Annotated in this window: 20 protein-coding genes and 1 other annotated feature; of the genes, 6 read left to right on the forward strand and 14 right to left on the reverse strand. The window is 31.0% G+C overall.

Translation table 11 applies throughout. From position 1 onward, the window contains the following. Positions 1-14: 14 nt before the first annotated feature. Positions 15-2,261 (forward strand): ABC transporter permease, encoded by a 2,247-nt coding sequence (locus KQI89_RS06300; protein ID WP_216456360.1) that lies wholly within the window; start codon positions 15-17, stop codon positions 2,259-2,261. Positions 2,262-2,387: 126 nt separating this feature from the next. On the opposite strand, the gene KQI89_RS06305 is transcribed toward KQI89_RS06300, so the two are convergent. The 8 genes from KQI89_RS06305 to sleB form a co-directional block, all read right to left on the reverse strand. After that, positions 2,388-3,236: a TPM domain-containing protein gene (locus KQI89_RS06305; RefSeq protein WP_216456361.1), complete on the reverse strand. Its 849-nt coding sequence runs from the start codon at positions 3,234-3,236 to the stop codon at positions 2,388-2,390. A gap of 18 nt (positions 3,237-3,254) precedes the next feature. Next, positions 3,255-3,830 (reverse strand): LemA family protein, encoded by a 576-nt coding sequence (locus KQI89_RS06310; protein ID WP_216456362.1) that lies wholly within the window; start codon positions 3,828-3,830, stop codon positions 3,255-3,257. A gap of 63 nt (positions 3,831-3,893) precedes the next feature. Further along, positions 3,894-4,532: an endonuclease III gene (gene nth, locus KQI89_RS06315; protein ID WP_216456363.1), complete on the reverse strand. Its 639-nt coding sequence runs from the start codon at positions 4,530-4,532 to the stop codon at positions 3,894-3,896. After that, entirely contained in the window at positions 4,532-5,233 is a 702-nt protein-coding gene (locus KQI89_RS06320) for a lysophospholipid acyltransferase family protein (RefSeq protein ID WP_216456364.1), read from the reverse strand. The genes nth and KQI89_RS06320 overlap by 1 nt, the downstream gene beginning before the upstream one ends. A 120-nt stretch (positions 5,234-5,353) precedes the next feature. Then, entirely contained in the window at positions 5,354-6,349 is a 996-nt protein-coding gene (gene queG / locus KQI89_RS06325; RefSeq protein WP_216456365.1) for a tRNA epoxyqueuosine(34) reductase QueG, read from the reverse strand. Positions 6,350-6,360: 11 nt separating this feature from the next. Next, entirely contained in the window at positions 6,361-6,948 is a 588-nt protein-coding gene (gene epsC / locus KQI89_RS06330) for a serine O-acetyltransferase EpsC (protein ID WP_032122247.1), read from the reverse strand. 20 nt (positions 6,949-6,968) lie between these two features. Beyond that, the gene (gene cysK, locus KQI89_RS06335; protein WP_216456366.1) at positions 6,969-7,880 is read right to left on the reverse strand and encodes a cysteine synthase A; all 912 of its coding nucleotides are present in this window, start codon (positions 7,878-7,880) and stop codon (positions 6,969-6,971) included. A gap of 118 nt (positions 7,881-7,998) precedes the next feature. Then, positions 7,999-8,231: a binding site (T-box leader), on the reverse strand. An 81-nt stretch (positions 8,232-8,312) separates the two neighbouring features. Beyond that, a complete protein-coding gene (gene sleB / locus KQI89_RS06340; protein ID WP_425514079.1) occupies positions 8,313-8,972 on the reverse strand; it encodes a spore cortex-lytic enzyme in 660 nt (219 codons plus the stop codon). A 313-nt stretch (positions 8,973-9,285) separates the two neighbouring features. Between sleB and KQI89_RS06345 the strand changes: the two genes are divergently transcribed. After that, positions 9,286-11,139 (forward strand): YgiQ family radical SAM protein, encoded by a 1,854-nt coding sequence (locus KQI89_RS06345; RefSeq protein ID WP_216456368.1) that lies wholly within the window; start codon positions 9,286-9,288, stop codon positions 11,137-11,139. Positions 11,140-11,213: 74 nt separating this feature from the next. On the opposite strand, the gene KQI89_RS06350 is transcribed toward KQI89_RS06345, so the two are convergent. Together KQI89_RS06350 and KQI89_RS06355 are read right to left on the reverse strand one after the other, a co-directional pair. Then, the gene (locus KQI89_RS06350) at positions 11,214-11,525 is read right to left on the reverse strand and encodes a hypothetical protein (protein ID WP_216456369.1); all 312 of its coding nucleotides are present in this window, start codon (positions 11,523-11,525) and stop codon (positions 11,214-11,216) included. 382 nt (positions 11,526-11,907) lie between these two features. Further along, positions 11,908-12,792: a YegS/Rv2252/BmrU family lipid kinase gene (locus KQI89_RS06355; protein WP_216456370.1), complete on the reverse strand. Its 885-nt coding sequence runs from the start codon at positions 12,790-12,792 to the stop codon at positions 11,908-11,910. A gap of 226 nt (positions 12,793-13,018) precedes the next feature. On the opposite strand from KQI89_RS06355, the gene pssA reads away from it, so the two are divergent. Further along, a complete protein-coding gene (pssA, locus tag KQI89_RS06360; protein ID WP_032122252.1) occupies positions 13,019-13,531 on the forward strand; it encodes a CDP-diacylglycerol--serine O-phosphatidyltransferase in 513 nt (170 codons plus the stop codon). A gap of 14 nt (positions 13,532-13,545) precedes the next feature. Here the strand turns inward: pssA and KQI89_RS06365 are convergent, their stop codons facing one another. The 4 genes from KQI89_RS06365 to KQI89_RS06380 form a co-directional block, all read right to left on the reverse strand. Further along, a complete protein-coding gene (locus KQI89_RS06365; protein ID WP_216456371.1) occupies positions 13,546-14,049 on the reverse strand; it encodes a hypothetical protein in 504 nt (167 codons plus the stop codon). Positions 14,050-14,216: 167 nt separating this feature from the next. Beyond that, positions 14,217-15,092, reverse strand: coding sequence for an L-serine ammonia-lyase, iron-sulfur-dependent, subunit alpha (gene sdaAA, locus KQI89_RS06370; RefSeq protein ID WP_216456372.1), 876 nt, complete (start codon positions 15,090-15,092; stop codon positions 14,217-14,219). A gap of 1 nt (position 15,093) precedes the next feature. Further along, complete coding sequence (gene sdaAB / locus KQI89_RS06375; protein WP_032122254.1) at positions 15,094-15,774, reverse strand: L-serine ammonia-lyase, iron-sulfur-dependent subunit beta; 681 nt, start codon at positions 15,772-15,774, stop codon at positions 15,094-15,096. A gap of 59 nt (positions 15,775-15,833) precedes the next feature. Next, positions 15,834-17,492: a nucleoside kinase gene (locus tag KQI89_RS06380; protein ID WP_216456373.1), complete on the reverse strand. Its 1,659-nt coding sequence runs from the start codon at positions 17,490-17,492 to the stop codon at positions 15,834-15,836. A gap of 137 nt (positions 17,493-17,629) precedes the next feature. Here KQI89_RS06380 and KQI89_RS06385 point away from each other — a divergent pair, with 137 nt between their 5' ends. The 3 genes from KQI89_RS06385 (at position 17,630) to fba (ending at position 19,803) form a co-directional block, all read left to right on the forward strand. Beyond that, positions 17,630-18,310: a DUF421 domain-containing protein gene (locus KQI89_RS06385; RefSeq protein WP_216456374.1), complete on the forward strand. Its 681-nt coding sequence runs from the start codon at positions 17,630-17,632 to the stop codon at positions 18,308-18,310. A 6-nt stretch (positions 18,311-18,316) separates the two neighbouring features. Beyond that, complete coding sequence (locus KQI89_RS06390; protein ID WP_246582961.1) at positions 18,317-18,697, forward strand: DUF4363 family protein; 381 nt, start codon at positions 18,317-18,319, stop codon at positions 18,695-18,697. A 176-nt stretch (positions 18,698-18,873) separates the two neighbouring features. After that, on the forward strand, positions 18,874-19,803 hold the full coding sequence (gene fba / locus KQI89_RS06395; protein ID WP_216456375.1) for a class II fructose-1,6-bisphosphate aldolase: 930 nt from the start codon (positions 18,874-18,876) through the stop codon (positions 19,801-19,803). The last annotated feature ends 19 nt before the right edge of the window (positions 19,804-19,822 follow it).

Raw genomic sequence — 19,822 nt, forward strand, 5'->3', positions numbered from 1 at the left:
ATGGAGGTTTTATTATGATAATAAATAAAAAAATTAGAAGAACCCTTATGGAAAACAAATCACAGTATATGGGTTCTATAATATTGATTTCCCTATGTTCTATGATGTTTTTTCTCTTCAATCTTTTATTCTTTAACATGGACTATACTAACAATAAATTTAAAGAATCCTATGTTCAAGAAGATGCTAATTTTATTGTAGAAAAACCCCTAGAAAATCTAGAAGATATAGAGAGAAACTTTGATTTGATTATAGAAGAGAGATTTTATTCAGATTATATCAATAACGAAGGCATTACCTTAAGAATTTTCCCATTATCCTCTAAAATAAATAAACCCGCTGTTATAGAGGGAGATAAACTTTCCACCATGGGGGAAATAAACTTAGACCCATATTATGCTAAAGCACATAATTTATCATTAGACAATAAATTACTTATAAACAACATGGATTTTAAAATAAAAGGTTTTATATCTCTTCCTGATTACGTTTATCCTATTAAAAATGAAACAGATCTTATGTCTGATGCTAAAAATTTTGGTATAGCTATAATATCTAGGGAAGATTTTAATAGCTTAGATAATAAACAAATGTTTTATAGCCTTAAACTTAATAGCAACAATGAAGAGTCTTTTAAGGAATATCTAAACTCAAATAATAAAATATTAAATTGGATAAGTTCTCGGGATAATGGAAGAATAACCTTTGTTGACGCTAAGATTAAAAGTATAAAAGATATCAGCTTCACCCTTCCTTTATCAATATTATTGCTTACTATTTTTTTAGTAGACATGATACTGTGGAGAATGATAAAAAAAGAATATGGAAGTATGGGAACCCTAATGGCCTTAGGTTATAGAAAAAATGAAATAATTAAACACTATTTAAACTTCTCAATAATAATAGGTGTCTTAGGCAGCATTTTAGGCCTATTACTAGGTATTCTTTTACTAAACCCAATGATAAAGTTTTTTATATCCTACTTTAACATTCCCTTTGATCATATAATTTTTGACTTAAAATATGTATTTATTAGTTTTGCTTTTCCTCTGGTTATGCTTATGTCAACCACCCTATTAGTTTTAAATCTAGCTTTAAAACATACTCCTCTTGATCTTATAAAAGGCAATATTTCTAAAGATAAGATATCTTTTTTAGATAGGAAGCTAAAGCTTAATAAACTTAGGTTTAACAATAAATTTCGAATAAGAGAAACTATGAATGGTTTTTCAAGAAACCTGTTACTCATTTTTGGCATAGCTGTAGCTTCCATGTTATTATTACTAGGATTTTCTTCGAAAAACTCCATAGATTATTTCCTACAAGATAACTACGAAAATGTATATAGCTTTAAATACGATTATTTATTTTCTAGTATACAAAATAAAGATTCCTTCAACCTCATAAATTCTAAAGATAAGTATTCTCTAGCTCCATTTTCCTATGGTGAGGAAGGGAAAAATTCCTTAACCTTATTGGGCATAGACCCCTCATCTGATTATATTAATCTTAGAGACTTAAATGGATCAAAGCTCCCTATTAAAGGAACTACCATTACAAAATCTCTAGCAGATAAATTAAAAATCTCCAAAGGTGATTCTATAAATATTAAAAACAAATTAGATTCAAAATACTATGAATTTAAAGTAGATAATATTTCACCGATTTATATCGGAGACTTTATAATAGTACCTTTAGATGAGTTTAACGCCTTACTCAATTACGAGAAAGGAAGTTTTATGGGAATAAGAGCTTTAGAACCTATAAATAAAGGTGATCTGAAAGGACAATATAATATATTTAAAATTACTAATATAGAAGAAATAAAGTCTTCCTTTAATTTAGCCCTTGAACCTTTAAAATATTCCATCGGTGCTATGTCTTTTATATCCTTTATTATAGCTTTAATCATAGTATATATAATTTCCTCTTTAACCATAGAAGAAAACAAATTAAATATATCTCTAATGGAAATATTAGGATATCATAAAAATGAACTGGCTTCATTAATTTTAAACTCTAATATTTTACTTGTTATAATGGGATATATTATTTCTATACCTTTAATTATAACCTCATTGGAAAAGATAATGTCCTCTGCCACTAAAGATATAAATATAAGTTTCCCTATAGTGCTGGAGACAAAATACACTTTTATAGGATTCTTTCTCATCATAACAGTATATAAATTAGCATCCTCTATATCAAAGAAAAAACTATTTAAAGTAGATATGTCAGAAATACTTAAAAACAGAGAGTAACTATAAAAAGAGCTTAGAATAAATTAATATAAATTCTAAGCTCTTTTCACTTTATTATTAATAATTTTTGAAGAAAATCTGATTTAGTTAAAACACTATATTAAGTTATTTTACCTAATTAAAGTTTTACCAGCCTCCTGAAGAGCCACCTCCGCTGGAACTACCTCCTCCGAAGCCACCTAAATCTATTCCTCCACCACTACTTCCACTATTATCACTACTTCCAAAGCCTCCTGATCCTATATAGGGTGGTATATAAATACCTCTTCTATATCTTCCTCGTCCTCTTCTACCACCTGGACCTCTTCTATTATTTTTACCTCCCATGCTTCCTAATATAATAAGCAATATGAAGAAAAACGCTATAGCTCCGCCTGGAAAGCCTGAGCTATTAGAAGAGGATTTTTTATCTGAAGCTTGTTTTATTTTATCTAATGGAACCTTAACATTATTTTCTAAAGTAGCATCATATTCCTTTGCTACAGATGCAGCAAATATAGCATAAACATCCTTTACTCCTTTAGCAAACTTTTCTTCTTTAAAGCTTGGTTTTGCTATATCATCCATTATCCTAGCAGAACCCACATCTGTTACAGCCCCTTCTAGACCCTTACCAACTTCCACTGAGTACTTTCTATCCTTTACGGCAACTAAAACAAGAAGTCCATTATTCTTGGATTTTTGTCCTATTCCCCATTTAGAAAATAATCCATATCCATAATCCCTTATATCTTTTCCATTTAGATTATCTATTGTTACTACTACTAATTGAGCTCCTGTCTTATCTTCTAGCTCTTTTCCCAAAGAAATTATAAATTCTTTGGTATCTTTATCTATAACATTAGAATAGTCATTTACATATTTAAGATTTGTAGGTTCTGGATATTTTTCTGCAGCACTTACAGGTATAGATATAGCTAAAAATAGCAAAAGAATAAAAGAAAGGAGTATATTTCTTTTAAACAATTTTTTCATATTTATTCTCCTTAAGGATTATTTCTTCTCTTTGAAATCTACCTTTGGAACCTCTTTTGCTGCCTCATCTGCTTTAAAATATGGTTTTTCCTTGAATCCAAATACCCCAGCTACTATATTTTTAGGGAATTTTTTAATTGACGTATTGTACTGTGTAGCAGCTTCATTAAAATTCTGTCTTGCAACAGATATTCTGTTTTCTGTACCTTCAAGTTGTACTGTAAGATCCCTAAAAGCCTGATCTGACTTAAGCTGTGGATAATTTTCAGCGATTACAAGCAATCTTCCTAAAGCTGTAGTTAGGTTTTTATCAGCTTCAGCCTTTTGTTCTGTGGTAGTTGCTCCTGCAAGCTTTGCTCTTGACTCTGCAACTTGAATAAATATCTCTTTTTCTTGAGATGCATATCCTTTCACGGTTTCTACCACATTAGGGATAAGGTCTGATCTTCTTTGAAGCTGAGTATCTATATTAGATTCTGCAGTTTTCACCTGCTGATCTAAAGTTACCATCCCATTGTAAGAACCAACTAGAGGAATTGTAATAACCAATATTACAGCTAATATTATTAGTATAGTTTTTAACGAGTTTTTCATATAAAGTCACCTCCAAATTATTATACCCTTATATCTAAAATATAATGTTTTATTACAATAATACTATTTTTCTTCCACTATGTCACCATAATAATGGCAATAAACATTAATAACACATCTTTCACATTCAGGTTTTCGAGCAAAGCAGCATCTCCTTCCATGAAATATAATTAAATGATGAGCTAAGGACCATAGATCTTTTGGTATAGCCTCCTGAAGCTGCTTTTCTGTCTTTAAAACATCTTCTGCATGAGCCAATCCTATTCTATTCGCTACTCTAAACACATGGGTGTCTACAGCAATAGCTGGAACACCAAAGGCATTTGATAAAACCACGTTAGCGGTTTTTCTTCCTGCTCCTCTAAGAGAGATTATATCTTCCATAGTGTTTGGAACCTCTCCATTGAAGTTTTCTTTAAGCTGTCTGCACATAGTTAATATATTTTTTGCCTTATTTCTATATAAACCTATGATTTTAATTTTCTGCTCCAATTCTTCCTGTGAAAGTTTTAAAAAATCATCTACTGTAGGATATTCTTTAAAGAGCTGATCTGTAACCTGATTAACTTTTTTATCTGTAGTTTGAGCAGATAATATGGTAGCTACTAAAAGCTGGAATGGGGTACCATAGTCTAGTTCACATTTTGCATCCGGATATTCCATCTTAAGTAGTTCAATTATCTTTAAACTTTTATTTTTCATTATTTATAAACACCTCTATATTCCTCTGGTAGTAATGCTGATATAGATCTCATCATGTGATTTAAAACTCTATCTTCATATTGATGCTTATCCTCTTCTTTTTCCTTAGGAGGTACTCCTATAGCCTCGCCAATATTTACCTTAACTTTAGCATGGTAAAAATTTTCTCCTGACATATTTCCATCTTTATTTATGGGCAAAAGTTTCTCTGTACCACTAATACCTATAGGTATAATTGTAGCTTTTGTAAGTCTTGCTATAAGTACAACCCCTCTTTTAGCCTCTATCATACTTCCAGTTCTACTTCTAGTGCCCTCTGGAAATATAAGCACATTGTTACCACTTTTCAATGTATTTATAACCTTAGTTAATGCTTCTTTATCTGCAGTATTAGGCTTTATAGTTATAGTCTTTACTATATTTATCCCCATACTTGTAATAGGATCATTAGATAATTTAGCTCCTGCTACAAAGGTTACATCATAATCTTTTAAAATTTTATTTAGTATAAGTCCATCAGAATTGCTTAAATGATTTCCAATAAATAAAATAGGCTTATTTGCATCTTTAATGTTTTCAAAACCATTAACCTCCATATGGGCATATTTATTAATGTAATAGTCCATTACCTTTTTAGAAAAAAAGTTAACTACGCTTTTAGGCATTTTTGAAATTAATTTAGCCAAAGTTGGTGATATCATAACATTCTCTACCTTTCTACATTTATCCAATGAGTATTATATTTAACACTCCATCTAGACTAAGTTTAACTTTACAAAAGTATAATATACTGAAATTCTATATACAGTATATTATACTTTTTACCTTTTTAAAAGTCTAATCCCATAGTCTTTAACATAAGGCGAGTTTATACTTTTCATATCTATGTCTTTATTATCTTCAAAAACAACTGATCTTATAAGGGCATTTCTTTGAAGTAGGCTCTTACCTCTCCAAGAAGCAGAGGTATTTTTAAAAGTTTCTTTAAATTCCTTATTACTTATATATATAATTTTTTCAGTATTTATATTCTGCATAAAGTCTAAAGGTTTAAATTCTCTTATGTTTGAAATTTCAGCCCTTTCATTGTATGGACAGAGCTTTTGGCAGGAATCACAGCCAAAGATTCTTCCCCCTAAAAGCTTAAACCATTTATCATCTATTTGTTTTTTTTGAGTAATATAGGATAAGCAAATGTTGGGATTCCTTTTAGGACCATTAATAGCCTTAGTAGGACACTGTTTTAAACATATACTACAGCTTCCGCAGCTCTCATACTCCTTTATAGAATTAAAACTTCTATTGTTAGGTTCTATTTCTATATCCATATCCGTTATTATTTCTCCTAAGAATACAAAGGATCCATATTTTTTAGTTATGAGCATATTGTTTTTACCTATAAATCCAAGTCCAGCCATATAAGCTATATATCTTTCGGGAAGTCTATTGCTATCTACAAAATCAACGGCATTATATCCCTTTTCCTGTAAAAACAATACTATTTTATCTAAATAAGATTTAACTACTCTATGGTAATCAAGACCCTGAGTATACTTTGAAAAACCTTCTCCTTCTTTAAATTCATGGCTATAAAGATAAGGAAAAGCTATAGATATTATAACTTTTCCTTCTTCCATGTATAAAAAAGGATCTATCCTTTTTTCTATATCCTGTTCTTCAAATTCATTTTCTAACCCTTTCATTTTCCTATACTCTAACAAGGGTTTTAGTTCTTCAAATTTTCTTAATGGTGTAAACCCGAAAGTATCTAGTCCTAAGGATTTTATATAATTTTCAAGTATGCTTCTATTTTCCATAATCCAACCTCTTAAATTACCATTTCATTAAATATAGATCTCTTCATTCCTTTATAATCCTTAATTTCTATTATAGTTGCAGGTTTTTTTACATTTAGTATTTTAGCAGGAATTCCGACCGCAGTAGCTTGTGAAGGAACATCCTTTAACACCACTGCATTAGCACCTATTTTAGCTCCGTTACCTACAAATATAGGCCCTAATACCTTTGCTCCAGTTCCTATTATAACATTATCTCCAATAGTAGGATGTCTCTTACCTACTTCTTTTCCTGTTCCGCCAAGAGTAACTCCATGATATATTGTTACATTCTCTCCTACCTCTGCAGTTTCTCCTATAACTACACCCATACCGTGATCTATAAAAAGTCCCCTACCAATTTTTGCTCCAGGATGTATCTCTATACCAGTTAAAAATCTTCCCAGCTGAGATACAAGTCTAGCCATAAAAAACACTTTTTTACTATAGAAAAAATGTGCTATTCTATAATAAATTAAAACGTGTATGGAGGGATATAGAAGTAATACTTCTATAAAACTTCTAGCCGCTGGATCATTCTTCATTATATTTTTTATATCATACTTTATATCCTTAAACATGGCTACACCTCATTTTTTAATTATTCATACAGTCCCATAGAAAGATACTTTTCTCCTCCATCTGGTGCCACTGTAACTATTTTTACTTGTTTTCCGTATTCCTTTGCTAGCTTTAATGAAGCAACTACATTAGCTCCTGAGGAAATACCTATTAACATACCTTCCTTTGAAGCTACTAATCTTGCTGCTTCAAAAGCCTCTTCATCTTTTACTTTTATTATTTCATCTACTACTGTTCCATCATATATATCTGGAATAAATCCAGCTCCTATGCCCTGAATTTTATGAGGTCCAGGTTCTCCCCCAGATAAAACTGGTGATTTTTCTGGCTCTACAGCTATTATCTTTATATCACTTTTTAATTCTTTAAGTCTTCTTCCTACTCCTGATATAGTCCCTCCTGTACCTACTCCTGCAACGAAAATATCTATGTCTGGAACTTCTTTTAATATTTCTTCTGCAGTAGTTTTATAATGTTTTTCAGGGTTTGCTATATTTAAAAATTGCTGTGGAATAAAATATCCCTGTTTTCCCTGTACAATTTCTTGTGCTTTGCTTATAGCTCCCTTCATACCCTTTGTTCCATCTGTTAGTATAAGTTCTGCACCATAAGCCTTTATTATATTTCTTCTCTCCACACTCATAGTATCTGGCATAACAATTATAACCTTATATCCTTTTAAATTTCCTATCATAGCTAAAGCTATACCTGTATTTCCACTGGTTGGTTCTACAATTACATCTCCTGCCTTTAATGCTCCAGTCTCTTCCGCTTTTTCTATCATCCCTAAGGCTGCCCTATCCTTTACACTACCTGCTGGATTGTATTTTTCTAATTTTAAATAAATCTCTCCTTCATTTTCTTTCATTAAATTTTCTAACTTTAACAAAGGTGTATTACCTATCATTTCTAAAACATTATTAAATATCATTTACTATTCCTCCTTATTGTTTTTAACAAATTAAATATGCTTTTAAACTTCACTTATAAATTTTACCATATTTAATTGTTTAAAATTTATTTTTTTATATAAAAAAACTTCGCCCCTGGTTAGAGACGAAGATTACTTCGCTGTTCCACTCTAATTAGATCTAGAATCTCACTCCATTCGAGCACTATTAGTATGCTCTATCACTGTAACGGGCGCTCCCGAAAAAACCGTACTACAATTTCAGGTTTCTACTCCAAAGGGCACTTCGCATAGACTCCAGTAGGAAACTCTCACCATATTTCCCTCTCTGTAACCTTTATATATGTTACTTTCCTTCTTCAACGTATTTCAGAGTATTCTGATATGAATTATATTATTATTATATTACTGATTTTAAATTTGTCAACCTCTATTAACATAAATTTAACTTTATTAACTACAAAATCTATGTTTACCTATTACCTTTATTAAAGGTCTCGACCAAATCCACTTATTGGTAGTTTTAGCAGGATTAAAATAATAAATAGCTCCTCCAGAAGGATCCCATCCATTTAGTGCGTCTCTTGCAGCATTTATAGAGTTTTGTTCTAAATTTGCATTAATTTGCCCATCAACTATAGCTGTAAAAGCCCCTGGTTGATAAATCACTCCTGCCACAGTAGAGGGGAATTCAGGATCTCTTGTTCTATTTAGTACCACTGCACCTACAGCAACTTGGCCTTCGTAAGGTTCTCCTCTAGCTTCTCCATTTATTAACCTAGCTAAAAGCATAACATCTTGATTATTATAGGTTTTAGAGGAATTATTAGCCGCAGTACTATCTGTTTGGTTTATGCCTAGTGCAGCTAAGGTATTAGTACCTACCACTCCATCCACAGCTAAGCCATTCTTTCCTTGAAACTTTCTAACTGCTGTATATGTTTGATAGCCATAAATACCATCTACAGATCCATCATAATATCCCCACCTTTTTAATCTACTTTGAATCTCCGTTACTGTTCCTCCTCTGGAACCATATTTATAGGTAACAGCTCTTGCTTCCTTATAATTTATGGGTAAAAACATAGAAGAAACAAAATATGTACATAAAATTATTATTAGATACAATATTAGATATCTAACTCTAAATGCTTTTTTAACCAAAGTAACCTCCTCCTTTCTCTTAAGGTTATTTTGGTTCATAATAGAGAAATTAATACATTTTTATAGGGGATAATTTAAAAAATCTTATATATTTTAAATTATTCCTTTACTATAGATGGTTAAAAATCCTTATAATTCAATAAATTTATGGTAATCAAAAAAGAAATCTCCTTAATTCTTTATATTTTTCTACTGTTATGATAATATAAATCTATGTTTTTATAGATCATAAATAAACATTAAGATTGGAGTTATATTTTATATGAAATTAGGAAAAGACTTTTTGCCCATATGCAAAGAGGATATGCAAAATAGAGGTATAAAGCAGTTAGATTTTATAATAGTTTCTGGAGATGCTTATGTAGATCACCCTTCCTTTGGTACTGCTATAATAGCACGAACTTTAGAGTCAGACGGTTTTAATGTTGGTATAATAGCCCAGCCTAATTGGCATAATTCAGAGGATTTTAAAAAGCTGGGCAGACCTAAATACGCCTTTCTGGTAAACTCTGGTAATATAGATTCAATGGTAAACCATTATACTGTAAGTAAGAAAAAAAGAAGAGATGACCTGTATTCCCCTGGTGGACTTGGTGGTCAAAGACCTGATAGAGCTGTAATAGTATACACAAATAGAATTAAGGAATCTTTTAAGGATGTGCCTGTAATCATCGGTGGAATTGAAGCAAGCCTTAGAAGATTTGCTCACTATGATTATTGGGACGATAAGGTTAGGAGGAGCATCCTTTTAGACTCTAAAGCTGATCTTTTAATCTATGGAATGGGCGAAAAAACAGTGTTAGAAGTGGCTAATTTATTAAGATATGGAATGGATATTAAGAATATATCTAATGTACGTGGTACTATATACCTTTCTAAAGATGTAGGTAATTTAGAAAACTTTGTAGAGGTTCCTTCTTTTGAAGAGGTAGCATCTAACAAGAAGGCTTATGGAGAAAGTTTTAAATTAGAAAGTTATGAACAAGATCCTATAAGAGGTAAAACTATAATTCAGGCTCATGGTGATAAATACGTAGTTCAAAATCCTCCACAATATCCTTTAACTGTAGAAGAGATGGATGCTTCCTATAACTTACCTTATACAAGAAAATATCACCCTATTTATGAATCCAAGGGAGGTATTCCCGCAATAAAAGAAGTTGAATTTTCCATTACTAGCCATAGAGGATGTTATGGTTCTTGCTCTTTTTGTGCACTTACCTTTCATCAAGGTAGAATGATTCAAAATAGAAGTCAAGACTCTATTGTGAATGAAGCTAAACTTCTTACCAACCTAGATGGATTTAAAGGATATATCCATGATATAGGTGGTCCTACAGCAAACTTTAGACACAAATCCTGTAAATTACAACTAGAACATGGAACTTGCAAAAATAAACAATGTATGTTTCCTAAACCCTGTAAAAACTTAATTGTAAGTCATAAAGAGTATTTACAGCTTTTAAGAAAAGTTAGGACCTTACCTGGCATAAAAAAAGTATTTATACGTTCAGGTATAAGATATGATTACTTGATTTATGATAAGGACAGAGAGTTTTTTGAGGAATTATGTAAACATCATATAAGCGGACAGTTAAAAGTAGCCCCAGAACATGTAAGTAATAAGGTTTTAAAGTACATGGGAAAGCCAACAAAAGAAGTTTATAACCGATTTGTGGATACATATTTTTCTATTAATAAGAAAATAAATAAAAATCAATACCTTGTTCCTTATCTAATGTCTAGTCACCCTGGTAGTGATCTTAATGCAGCTATTGAGTTAGCTCTCTACATAAAGGATATGGGCTATACCCCAGAGCAAGTTCAAGACTTTTATCCTACTCCAGGCAGTCTATCTACAGCCATATATTATACTGGAATAGATCCTCTTACAGGTGAGACGGTATATGTACCAAAAGATATGAAAGAGAAAAATATGCAAAGAGCCTTGTTACAATTTGCAAAACCAGAGAATTATCAATTAGTTAGAGAAGCCTTAACAACAACTCATAGAGAAGATCTTATTGGCAAGGGAAAAAACTGTTTAATTGATTGGACCCAACCCCAAAATGTCAATAGGAAAAACTCTTATAAAAAACATAAAAGAAAAAACTAAAGATTGCTTAAAGTAAAAATACTTAAAAATTAAGAGTGTAGATAAAATTCTTTTATCTACACCCTTTCAGTTCATCATACCTTTTTAAAAGTCTTTAATGCTAAATTCATAGCTATCAAAGCTAAGACCTCAGATACTATGCTATAACATACAATTTCTCTACCGAAAGTATATAAAATATTTTCTACTATGGCAAATAACACTATAAAAAGCAGCATTGTCATAGATTTTTTATTAACATGAGGCTTATCCTTATTTATTATAATAAAACAACTTAAAACACCACTAAAAATTATATAGCCATAATATATATATACCTCATCTATAATAGAAAATACATATCCAAAGATATTATCTATCTGTATAACCAAAGTAAATTTCATCATAATAAATACATATACAACCAGTAGTATGACCGTTATAAGAAAAACCTTCTCGAACCTTGCCTTATCTCTCCTCATGAAAACGAATATACATAAAATGTATATTAAAGGTATAGAAATGAAATTAATGTTTAAAATAGGTTTAAAATAATAAAGATATTTAATATTTTGAGATATATAAAATATTATGAGAGAAAAATACCTTCCAATTAGGGCTAATAACACCAAAGAAGAAAATATTTTTATCTTCACTGGAGAGTAATTTATTGTTATATAAAAAGAACTCACACAACAATAAAGTGAAAGTAACAATAAAAGTATATAAATGTACAGTTTTACCATATAAAAACTCCTAAAATATTGCTACTTATATTTATTAATTTCTTTAAGAATTTATTCCTAAGACTTTAATTCCATTATGAACACACTCTATCTCTAAAGGAAAATCTGGTCCTCTTTCCCCATCTATATCTGTAACTATATCTTCATAGCATTCTATGCTTATCTTGTTACTCTTAAAGTATATAAGGGAATTTTGTCCCTCTAGATGCTCTCCTCTTATAATTTTTATAAAAAGAGGTAGTAATTCTTTTAAAGGCACTGCTTTTATTATTATAACATCTAAAAGCCCATCATCTATTTCAGATTTATAAGCTAAATTAAAATTTCCAGCAGTCTGGCCATTGAACACTAACATAAGATACATGTCTCCATGAAATTGTATCTCTTTTGAATCTACCTTTATATTTAACTTTCTAAAACTAGGTAATTGTTCTATGCCTTTAAGGTAATAAGCAAGCTTACCTATAGTATTTTTAAGATTCACATCAGTTTTTTGAGATACATCTGTAAACAAACCTGTACTAGCCACATTTATAAAATATTTATTATTAATTTTTCCTATGTCCAAAGGCTTAGGCGTACTATTTAATATCCTATTACATGCTTCTTCAACATTTTCAGGCATTCCTATGAATTTTGCAAAATCATTTGCTGTTCCTACAGGTAGTATAGCAATAGGTAAATCTATCCCTTTTTGTTTCATACAATTTACCACTGTATCTACTGTTCCATCTCCTCCTGCTATTATTATGTATTCATAATTTTCATCTAAATCATCAAAAGCTCGTTCCATCTCTATGTCATAACTTATTCTATAAGGAACTACTGTATACCCTTCCTTTTGGTGAGTTTTTATTACTGTGTCAAGATCACTTAATATAGCATTCTCTCCCGAGAAAGGATTATATATAAATTTTACATTTTTCATGAACAAAACCCTCCAGTTATTTTTCGAAAAATTATATTTAAATTATAACATTTAATATATATACTGTCGATAACACTAAATTATTCAACCACATCTTGTTTTTTCTAAAAGAATTTTAATATTAGTTATAAGTTAACTTTTTACATAATAAAAGAATAGCCAAATATATGAAAGTAAGCTATAATTATTAAGGTATTTATATAAGATTATTAGGAGAGGATTTTAAATGAAAAAGAGTTTTTTACCTAATTTGTTTACTTTTACAAATTTAGGTTTTGGCATAATGTCTTTATTAATGAATTTTCGTGGCAATTATAAGATGTCTTGTCTTTTCATAATCTTTGCAGCTTTAGTGGATAGATATGATGGAAAAGTGGCTCGAATGTTAAATGTATCTAGTGACCTTGGAAAGCAATTAGATTCTTTATCAGATTTGGTATCCTTTGGTGTAGCTCCTTCTCTCTTGGTCTATAATATGTATAACCTTTCTAGGCTAGGTATTTTAGGCTATGCTCTATTATTACTTTTTCCAATCTGTGGTTCCTACAGGTTAGCTAAATTTAATTCTATGGAGTTTGCTGGCTTCTTTTTAGGTATACCTATTACTGCTGCTGGATGTATAATTGCCCTATTAGGCCTGTTAACCTTAAATAGTAGAGATAATTTTTTATTACCCATAATACTACTGAGTATCTTATCTTATTTAATGATAAGCAATATAAAAATAAAAAAAGTATAATTTTTAGTGGCCAATTACTCCTCCTTATTTAAAGGAGGAGTTTTATCATCCTTAGAATCCCCATTATCTTCCTCAGAAGAGTCTTCCTCCTCTTCATCATTACCCTTAGAGATATTTTCTTTCCTTTTAACTTTTTTATGCTTCCCTTTATGAGTATATAGCTTATTTATGTCTATGGATTTTAGATTTTTTTTTAAATCCCCAAACTCCTCATCTATTTCCCCCAATATATATTGGGCATCAAGCCTACTTTTAATAACTCCAGCCCTTATTCTACAGTAACAAAGGTAACAATCTTCACATTCCTCTAAAGTATCAATAACATCTCTAATTAATTCATTTATCTCATCAGCTGTTTTTAATGCTTCCTTCACATGCCTTTTGTCTGCTAAAGCTACACCATTTAACTCTGCAGCTCCACCAACCACCGCTCTATAGGAGGTTACCAGTCTGCAAAGTACATCAACCAAATTATTCATATCCCAATAGTGACTTTCAATTAAACGCTTATCTCCCAATATATCACCTGTTTTACAATGCTATCACAATAAATATATTAATTATAATTTATGTTAATTACTTATTATAGCTTAATATTATAATATTAAAAAAGTACTCTCTTCATCAAATTATTCAAGAGAGTACTTTTTGTTATATTTTAAAACTATACTTAAAAATCCCTATACTATTCACCAAGAATTTGTTTTTTTAGCTCTATTCCTGTAGGTGTAATGGCTAATCCCCCTAAGGCTGTTTCTCTTAACTCACAAGGTAAGCTTTTTCCAACCTTATACATAGCCAACACTGTATCATCAAAAGGAATCTTGCTGGTTACTCCAGCCATAACTAAATCCGCTGTAGTAAGGGCGCTTACAGCACCTGCTGCATTTCTCTTTGCACAAGGAACCTCCACTAATCCTGCAATAGGATCACATACCAATCCCAATATATTCTTTATTACAATAGCAGCAGCATTTAAACTCATCTCTGGGGTTCCTCCCATCATCTCAACCACTGCAGCTGCTCCCATAGCTGCTGCTGATCCACACTCTGCTTGGCATCCCCCTTCTGCTCCTGAAAGTGTAGCATTATGTGCGATTATAAGTCCTACTGCTGATGATGCAAATAATCCCATAACCATCTCTTCTTCACTTTTATTTAGAGCTTCACCTGCAGTAATTATAACAGAAGGTAATATTCCACAAGATCCAGCTGTAGGTGCTGCTATTATTCTACCCATAGAAGCATTAACCTCTGAACAGGATAAAGCTCTAGCCATAGCCTTTACCATTATGTTTCCAGTTAAAGACTGTCCATTCAATGCATATTCATTCATCTTAAAAGCATCTCCACCTATTAATCCACTAACAGATTTAGTTTTATTATTTAACCCGTAAGATGCAGACTCTTCCATAACTTTAAGATTTCTTATCATCTTTTTCATCAGTGTTTCCCTATCCACCTCTGACTTTTGCATTTCATATCTTATGGCATATTCACTTAAACTAATATTTTCCTCTTTACATATATTTAACAATTCTTTTCCTGTACTTGCAAACACTTTATACACCTTCCCTTACTGGGTTAATTGCTCTAATGCTTGTAACATTAGCCATAGATTTTATCCTTTCTACCCCTCTTTTAGTAATGACATTATCTGTTTCAAATATCATAATAGCACTGGAACCTTTTGTACTTCTAAAAACTCTCATAAAAGCGATATTTATACCCTCTTCATAAATTAATGAAGTTACTTTAGAAATAATTCCAGGAACATCAATATGTTTAACTATAAGAGTTGGATACTCTCCAGTAAATTCAACCTCTTCTTCATCCACACCTAATATACTTATACTTCCTCCTCCTATGGACGAACCCATAACAGTAACCATACTATCATCCATAAGTGTTATAAGAAATTTAACTGTATTAGGGTGAACATCACCTAAATCAGCTTCTTTGAATTCTATTTCTATTCCCTTATCCTTTGCTATTTGTAATGATTCTCTAAGCCTTTCATCATCTGGGTCCATCCCCATTATTCCAGCAACTAATGCCCTATCCGTACCATGACCTTTATAGGTTTTTGCAAAGGATCCATGTAGTAAAAACTCCACTTTCTTTATTTCAGAACCTGATATTATTCCTGCTATTTTTCCTAATCTAGCAGCCCCTGCAGTATGAGAACTAGAAGGACCTATCATTACTGGCCCTAGTATATCGAAGACTCCAAACTTTTTCATACAACCACCTTTTCCCTCTAAGATTTTACCATTATAAAAATATAGTTTTAAGCTTGTTATTAATATTTATAAAAGCAACTTCCCCCAATAAATTCTCTTAAAATAGAGTTCTCTGGTACCATGTCTGCATCTACCTCTTTAAAGAAATTTAAAAAGCTCCTAAGCCTCCATGCTTCATAGTACACAGCACTATCATACGGTATCTTTGAAAGTTCTGCAAGAGCATATTTTTTAAGAACACATAATTCATATACTAAGGTAGAATTAAACATTACATCTGCTTCTTCTTGAAATACAAATATATTCCTTTCTTCCCCTCTTCTTATAGAAGGCCACATGGAAAGTGTACTTTCTCCACCGTAACCTCTTGATAGAAAATCTCTTACAATTCTTCTTATCATCCTGACATCTGTAGTTGCAATTCTATTGTGATTGTCGATATTTAATTGTGTAAGAGCACTTATATATATTTTAAATTTATTTTGTGACGCTATGGATTCTGTAAGCCTATTGTTTAAACCATGAATACCTTCTATTATTAATATGCCATTCTCGGGCATTTTTATCTTGTTGCCAAGCCACTCTCTTTTACCCTCTTTAAAATTAAAGGTAGGAACACTTACTTCTTTTCCTTTCAAAAGCTCATTAAGATGTTGATTGAACAAAGCTAAATCTAAAGCTTCTATAGACTCAAAATCATATTCACCATACTCATCTTTAGGTGTAGACTCCCTATCCACAAAATAGTCATCAAGGGATATGGCAATGGGCATATAACCGTTTACTTTTAGCTGTATGGCAAGCCTTCTAGCAAAGGTGGTCTTACCAGAAGAAGAAGGTCCTGCAATAAGAACTATCTTTACTTCCTTTTTTTCATTTATAGTATCAGCTATATAAGCTATCTTTTTTTCATGTAGGGCTTCTGCTACTCTTATAAGTTCAAATATATTGTTATTTTCTACTTTATCATTTAAAGCCCCCACATCTCCTACTTCTAGAATATTAAGCCATTGCTCTGTTTCATAAAAGATCTTTGCAAGTTTTTTATGTTCTACAAACTCCGGTATAGAACTTGGATTTTTCTCCTCTGGAAATCTTAAAATAAATCCTGGCTCATAATAAATTAAGTCAAATTTTTCAAGTACCCCTGTAGAGTAAACCATAGGTCCATAAAAATAATCATATCTTCCATCTATATCATAGATCTTTACCTCTTCATTATCTATATGACTAAGAAGTCTTAGCTTATCATCCATTCCATAGGACTTAAATATTTCTACAGCCTTTTCCTTAGTTACAGAAATCTTTTTTATAGGAAAATCCTTCTCTATTATCCCTTTCATTCTATTTTTAATGTTTTCTATATCCTTTTCATCCAAAGCTCGTTCTTTATGGATTTCTCCAAATATACCTTTACTTAGAGAATGTTCTATAGTTATTTTAGATTCTGGAAACAGGTCATATACTGCTTTTATAAGTACAAACTGAAGGCTCCTAGCATAAGCTTTGACCCCCATAGAATTATCTAACTTTACTATTTCAAACTTACCTTCCTTCTTCAAAGGCGCAGTAAGTTCAAAATAATCCTTGTCTATTTTAACTAGTAAGGCTTCTCTTTTTTTATCTAATCCATAATTATCAATTATATCCTTTAATAAAGTCCCTCTTTCTACTAAAGCCTCTTTTCCATCAATAAAAAATAATTTCATTTTCTGCATATATTGACTCTCCTTTAGCTTTATTTTTAGTGTTTTATCTAATCAATATTATTATACTTCATTAAAAATAAATTTGTTATAAAACCCTCATAATTTATAGCCTTTTTGAGAATATATAATTATAAGGAGGATTGAAAATGTTTATAGTACTTTTTAGAACAATTATCTTATATCTTTTTGTAGTATTAACCATGCGACTTATGGGTAAAAGGCAAATTGGGGAATTACAACCCTTTGAATTAGTCATAACTATAATGGTATCAGAACTTGCTGCCTTACCTATGCAAGATACTAGACTTCCTATAATTCATGGAATAATTCCCATAATAACTCTTTTAGTGCTTCAGATTGTACTTTCAGAAATGCAGCTAAAAAGCGATAAATTTAGAAGCATTATTGACGGTAATCCTAGCATATTAATAAAAAATGGCAAAATAAATATTGAAGAATTAAAAACCCAAAGACTTAGTATAAATGATCTTTTAGAGGAGCTTAGAATAAAAGGATTCTTAGATATTAGTGAAATTGCCTATGCCCTTATTGAAACTGATGGACAAATGTCCGTAATAAGCAAATCTCAATTTGATAACGTAAAAAAACAAGACTTAAATATAAAAGATTCCGATGTAACTCTTCCCATAGTCTTAATTTGTAATGGAGAAATTAAAAAAGAAGGTCTTAATTATTATAAAAAAGACGAAAAGTGGATTAAAAGCCTCTTAGATAAAAATAATATAAAATCTGAAAAAGATGTATTTATAGCTCTTATGGACTCAAAGGGTGAATTTTTTTATCAACTAATGGATGAAGGGAGTTAATCTATTATGAGAAATGTAATTATATCTTTTTCTTTATTTATAATTATGATTTTAGCTATGATTTTTTCTATAAATTATTTAAATAAAACTTGTGATTCTCTCCGTGACACTTGTGATAAACTTGAAGAGAGCATATCCAACGAAAATTGGGATAACTCCTATGAAGATAGCTTAAAATTTCTTGATGATATTCAAAAGAACTCAAAACTAATATCTATCTTTATCGATCACGAGGAATTAGATAACATATCTAATGAACTGTATAAGCTTACACAATACATAAAAGGTGAAAGTAAAGAAGAGTCTTTAGCCAGCCTTCATGTAATAAAATTTTACTTAAATCACGTACAGGAGCTTCAAAAGATTAATATTCAAAATATACTTTAAGGTTTTTTCCTATTATAAATTATACAAATAGTTTATAATTTAAGTATGGAAAATTCTTTTCAATTGCTATATAATATACTTATATAAATTAAGTCCCAGCGGGACTAATGGAGTCCCTTAAATATTATATCAAAAATAGCTGATATTTATACGATTAATGAAAGGTGGTTTTTTTTATGGCATTAGTTACTACTAAAGAAATGTTTAAAAAAGCTTACGAAGGTAAATATTCAATAGGAGCCTTCAATATTAACAATATGGAAATAGTTCAAGGGGTAATGAGAGCTGCTAAGGCTAAAAACTCTGCTGTAATACTTCAATGCTCAACTGGAGCACTTAAATATGCTGGACCAGAATATTTAAAGGCTATGGTAGATGCATCTATTAAAGAAACTGGAGTAGATGCTGCACTTCATTTAGATCATGGTCCAGATCTAGATGCTGTAAAGCTTGCAATAGCTAGTGGATTTACTTCTGTTATGTTTGATGGTTCTCACTTTGAATATGAAGAAAATGTTAGAAAAACCAAAGAAGTAGTTGAATATGCACACGCTCATGGAGTAGTTGTTGAAGCTGAGTTAGGAGTTTTAGCGGGAGTTGAAGATGACGTTAAAAGTGATGTTCATGTATATACTGATCCAGAGCAAGCTGTTGACTTCGTTAAAAGAACTGGTGTGGATTCCTTAGCAATAGCAATAGGAACAAGCCATGGTGCATTTAAATTTGCCGGAGAAGCTAAATTAAGATTTGACATATTAGAAGAAATTCAAAATAAATTACCTGGTTTCCCAATAGTTCTTCACGGCGCTTCCGCTGTAGATGCTGAAGCTGTTGCAACTTGCAATAAGTTTGGTGGAAACATAGCAGGAGCAAAAGGAATTCCTGTAGATATGTTAAGAAAAGCATCTTCTATGGCTGTTTGCAAAATTAACATGGACACAGATTTAAGACTTGCGATGACTGCTGCTATAAGAAAAACTTTTGGAGAAGATCCAAAAGAATTTGACCCAAGAAAATACTTAGGTGCTGGAAGAAGCGCTGTACAAAAAGTAGTAGAAGATAAAATAGAATTTGTTTTAGGTTCTGTTGACAGTATGAATAAATAACTCATATATAAAAGTGCAA

The organism is Clostridium simiarum, from assembly GCF_018919175.1.
Lineage (GTDB): Bacteria > Bacillota > Clostridia > Clostridiales > Clostridiaceae > Clostridium_L > Clostridium_L simiarum.

What these genes read in the sequence shown, in the direction of transcription:
- KQI89_RS06300 (WP_216456360.1), top strand. Translation starts at nt 15, where the DNA reads ATGATAATAAATAAAAAAATTAGAAGAACCCTTATGGAAAACAAATCA.
- KQI89_RS06305 (WP_216456361.1), bottom strand. Translation starts at nt 3,236, where the DNA reads ATGAAAAAATTGTTTAAAAGAAATATACTCCTTTCTTTTATTCTTTTG.
- KQI89_RS06310 (WP_216456362.1), bottom strand. Translation starts at nt 3,830, where the DNA reads ATGAAAAACTCGTTAAAAACTATACTAATAATATTAGCTGTAATATTG.
- nth (WP_216456363.1), bottom strand. Translation starts at nt 4,532, where the DNA reads ATGAAAAATAAAAGTTTAAAGATAATTGAACTACTTAAGATGGAATAT.
- KQI89_RS06320 (WP_216456364.1), bottom strand. Translation starts at nt 5,233, where the DNA reads ATGATATCACCAACTTTGGCTAAATTAATTTCAAAAATGCCTAAAAGC.
- queG (WP_216456365.1), bottom strand. Translation starts at nt 6,349, where the DNA reads ATGGAAAATAGAAGCATACTTGAAAATTATATAAAATCCTTAGGACTA.
- epsC (WP_032122247.1), bottom strand. Translation starts at nt 6,948, where the DNA reads ATGTTTAAGGATATAAAGTATGATATAAAAAATATAATGAAGAATGAT.
- cysK (WP_216456366.1), bottom strand. Translation starts at nt 7,880, where the DNA reads ATGATATTTAATAATGTTTTAGAAATGATAGGTAATACACCTTTGTTA.
- KQI89_RS06345 (WP_216456368.1), top strand. Translation starts at nt 9,286, where the DNA reads ATGAAATTAGGAAAAGACTTTTTGCCCATATGCAAAGAGGATATGCAA.
- KQI89_RS06350 (WP_216456369.1), bottom strand. Translation starts at nt 11,525, where the DNA reads ATGATGAAATTTACTTTGGTTATACAGATAGATAATATCTTTGGATAT.
- KQI89_RS06355 (WP_216456370.1), bottom strand. Translation starts at nt 12,792, where the DNA reads ATGAAAAATGTAAAATTTATATATAATCCTTTCTCGGGAGAGAATGCT.
- pssA (WP_032122252.1), top strand. Translation starts at nt 13,019, where the DNA reads ATGAAAAAGAGTTTTTTACCTAATTTGTTTACTTTTACAAATTTAGGT.
- sdaAB (WP_032122254.1), bottom strand. Translation starts at nt 15,774, where the DNA reads ATGAAAAAGTTTGGAGTCTTCGATATACTAGGGCCAGTAATGATAGGT.
- KQI89_RS06380 (WP_216456373.1), bottom strand. Translation starts at nt 17,492, where the DNA reads ATGCAGAAAATGAAATTATTTTTTATTGATGGAAAAGAGGCTTTAGTA.
- KQI89_RS06385 (WP_216456374.1), top strand. Translation starts at nt 17,630, where the DNA reads ATGTTTATAGTACTTTTTAGAACAATTATCTTATATCTTTTTGTAGTA.
- KQI89_RS06390 (WP_246582961.1), top strand. Translation starts at nt 18,317, where the DNA reads ATGAGAAATGTAATTATATCTTTTTCTTTATTTATAATTATGATTTTA.
- fba (WP_216456375.1), top strand. Translation starts at nt 18,874, where the DNA reads ATGGCATTAGTTACTACTAAAGAAATGTTTAAAAAAGCTTACGAAGGT.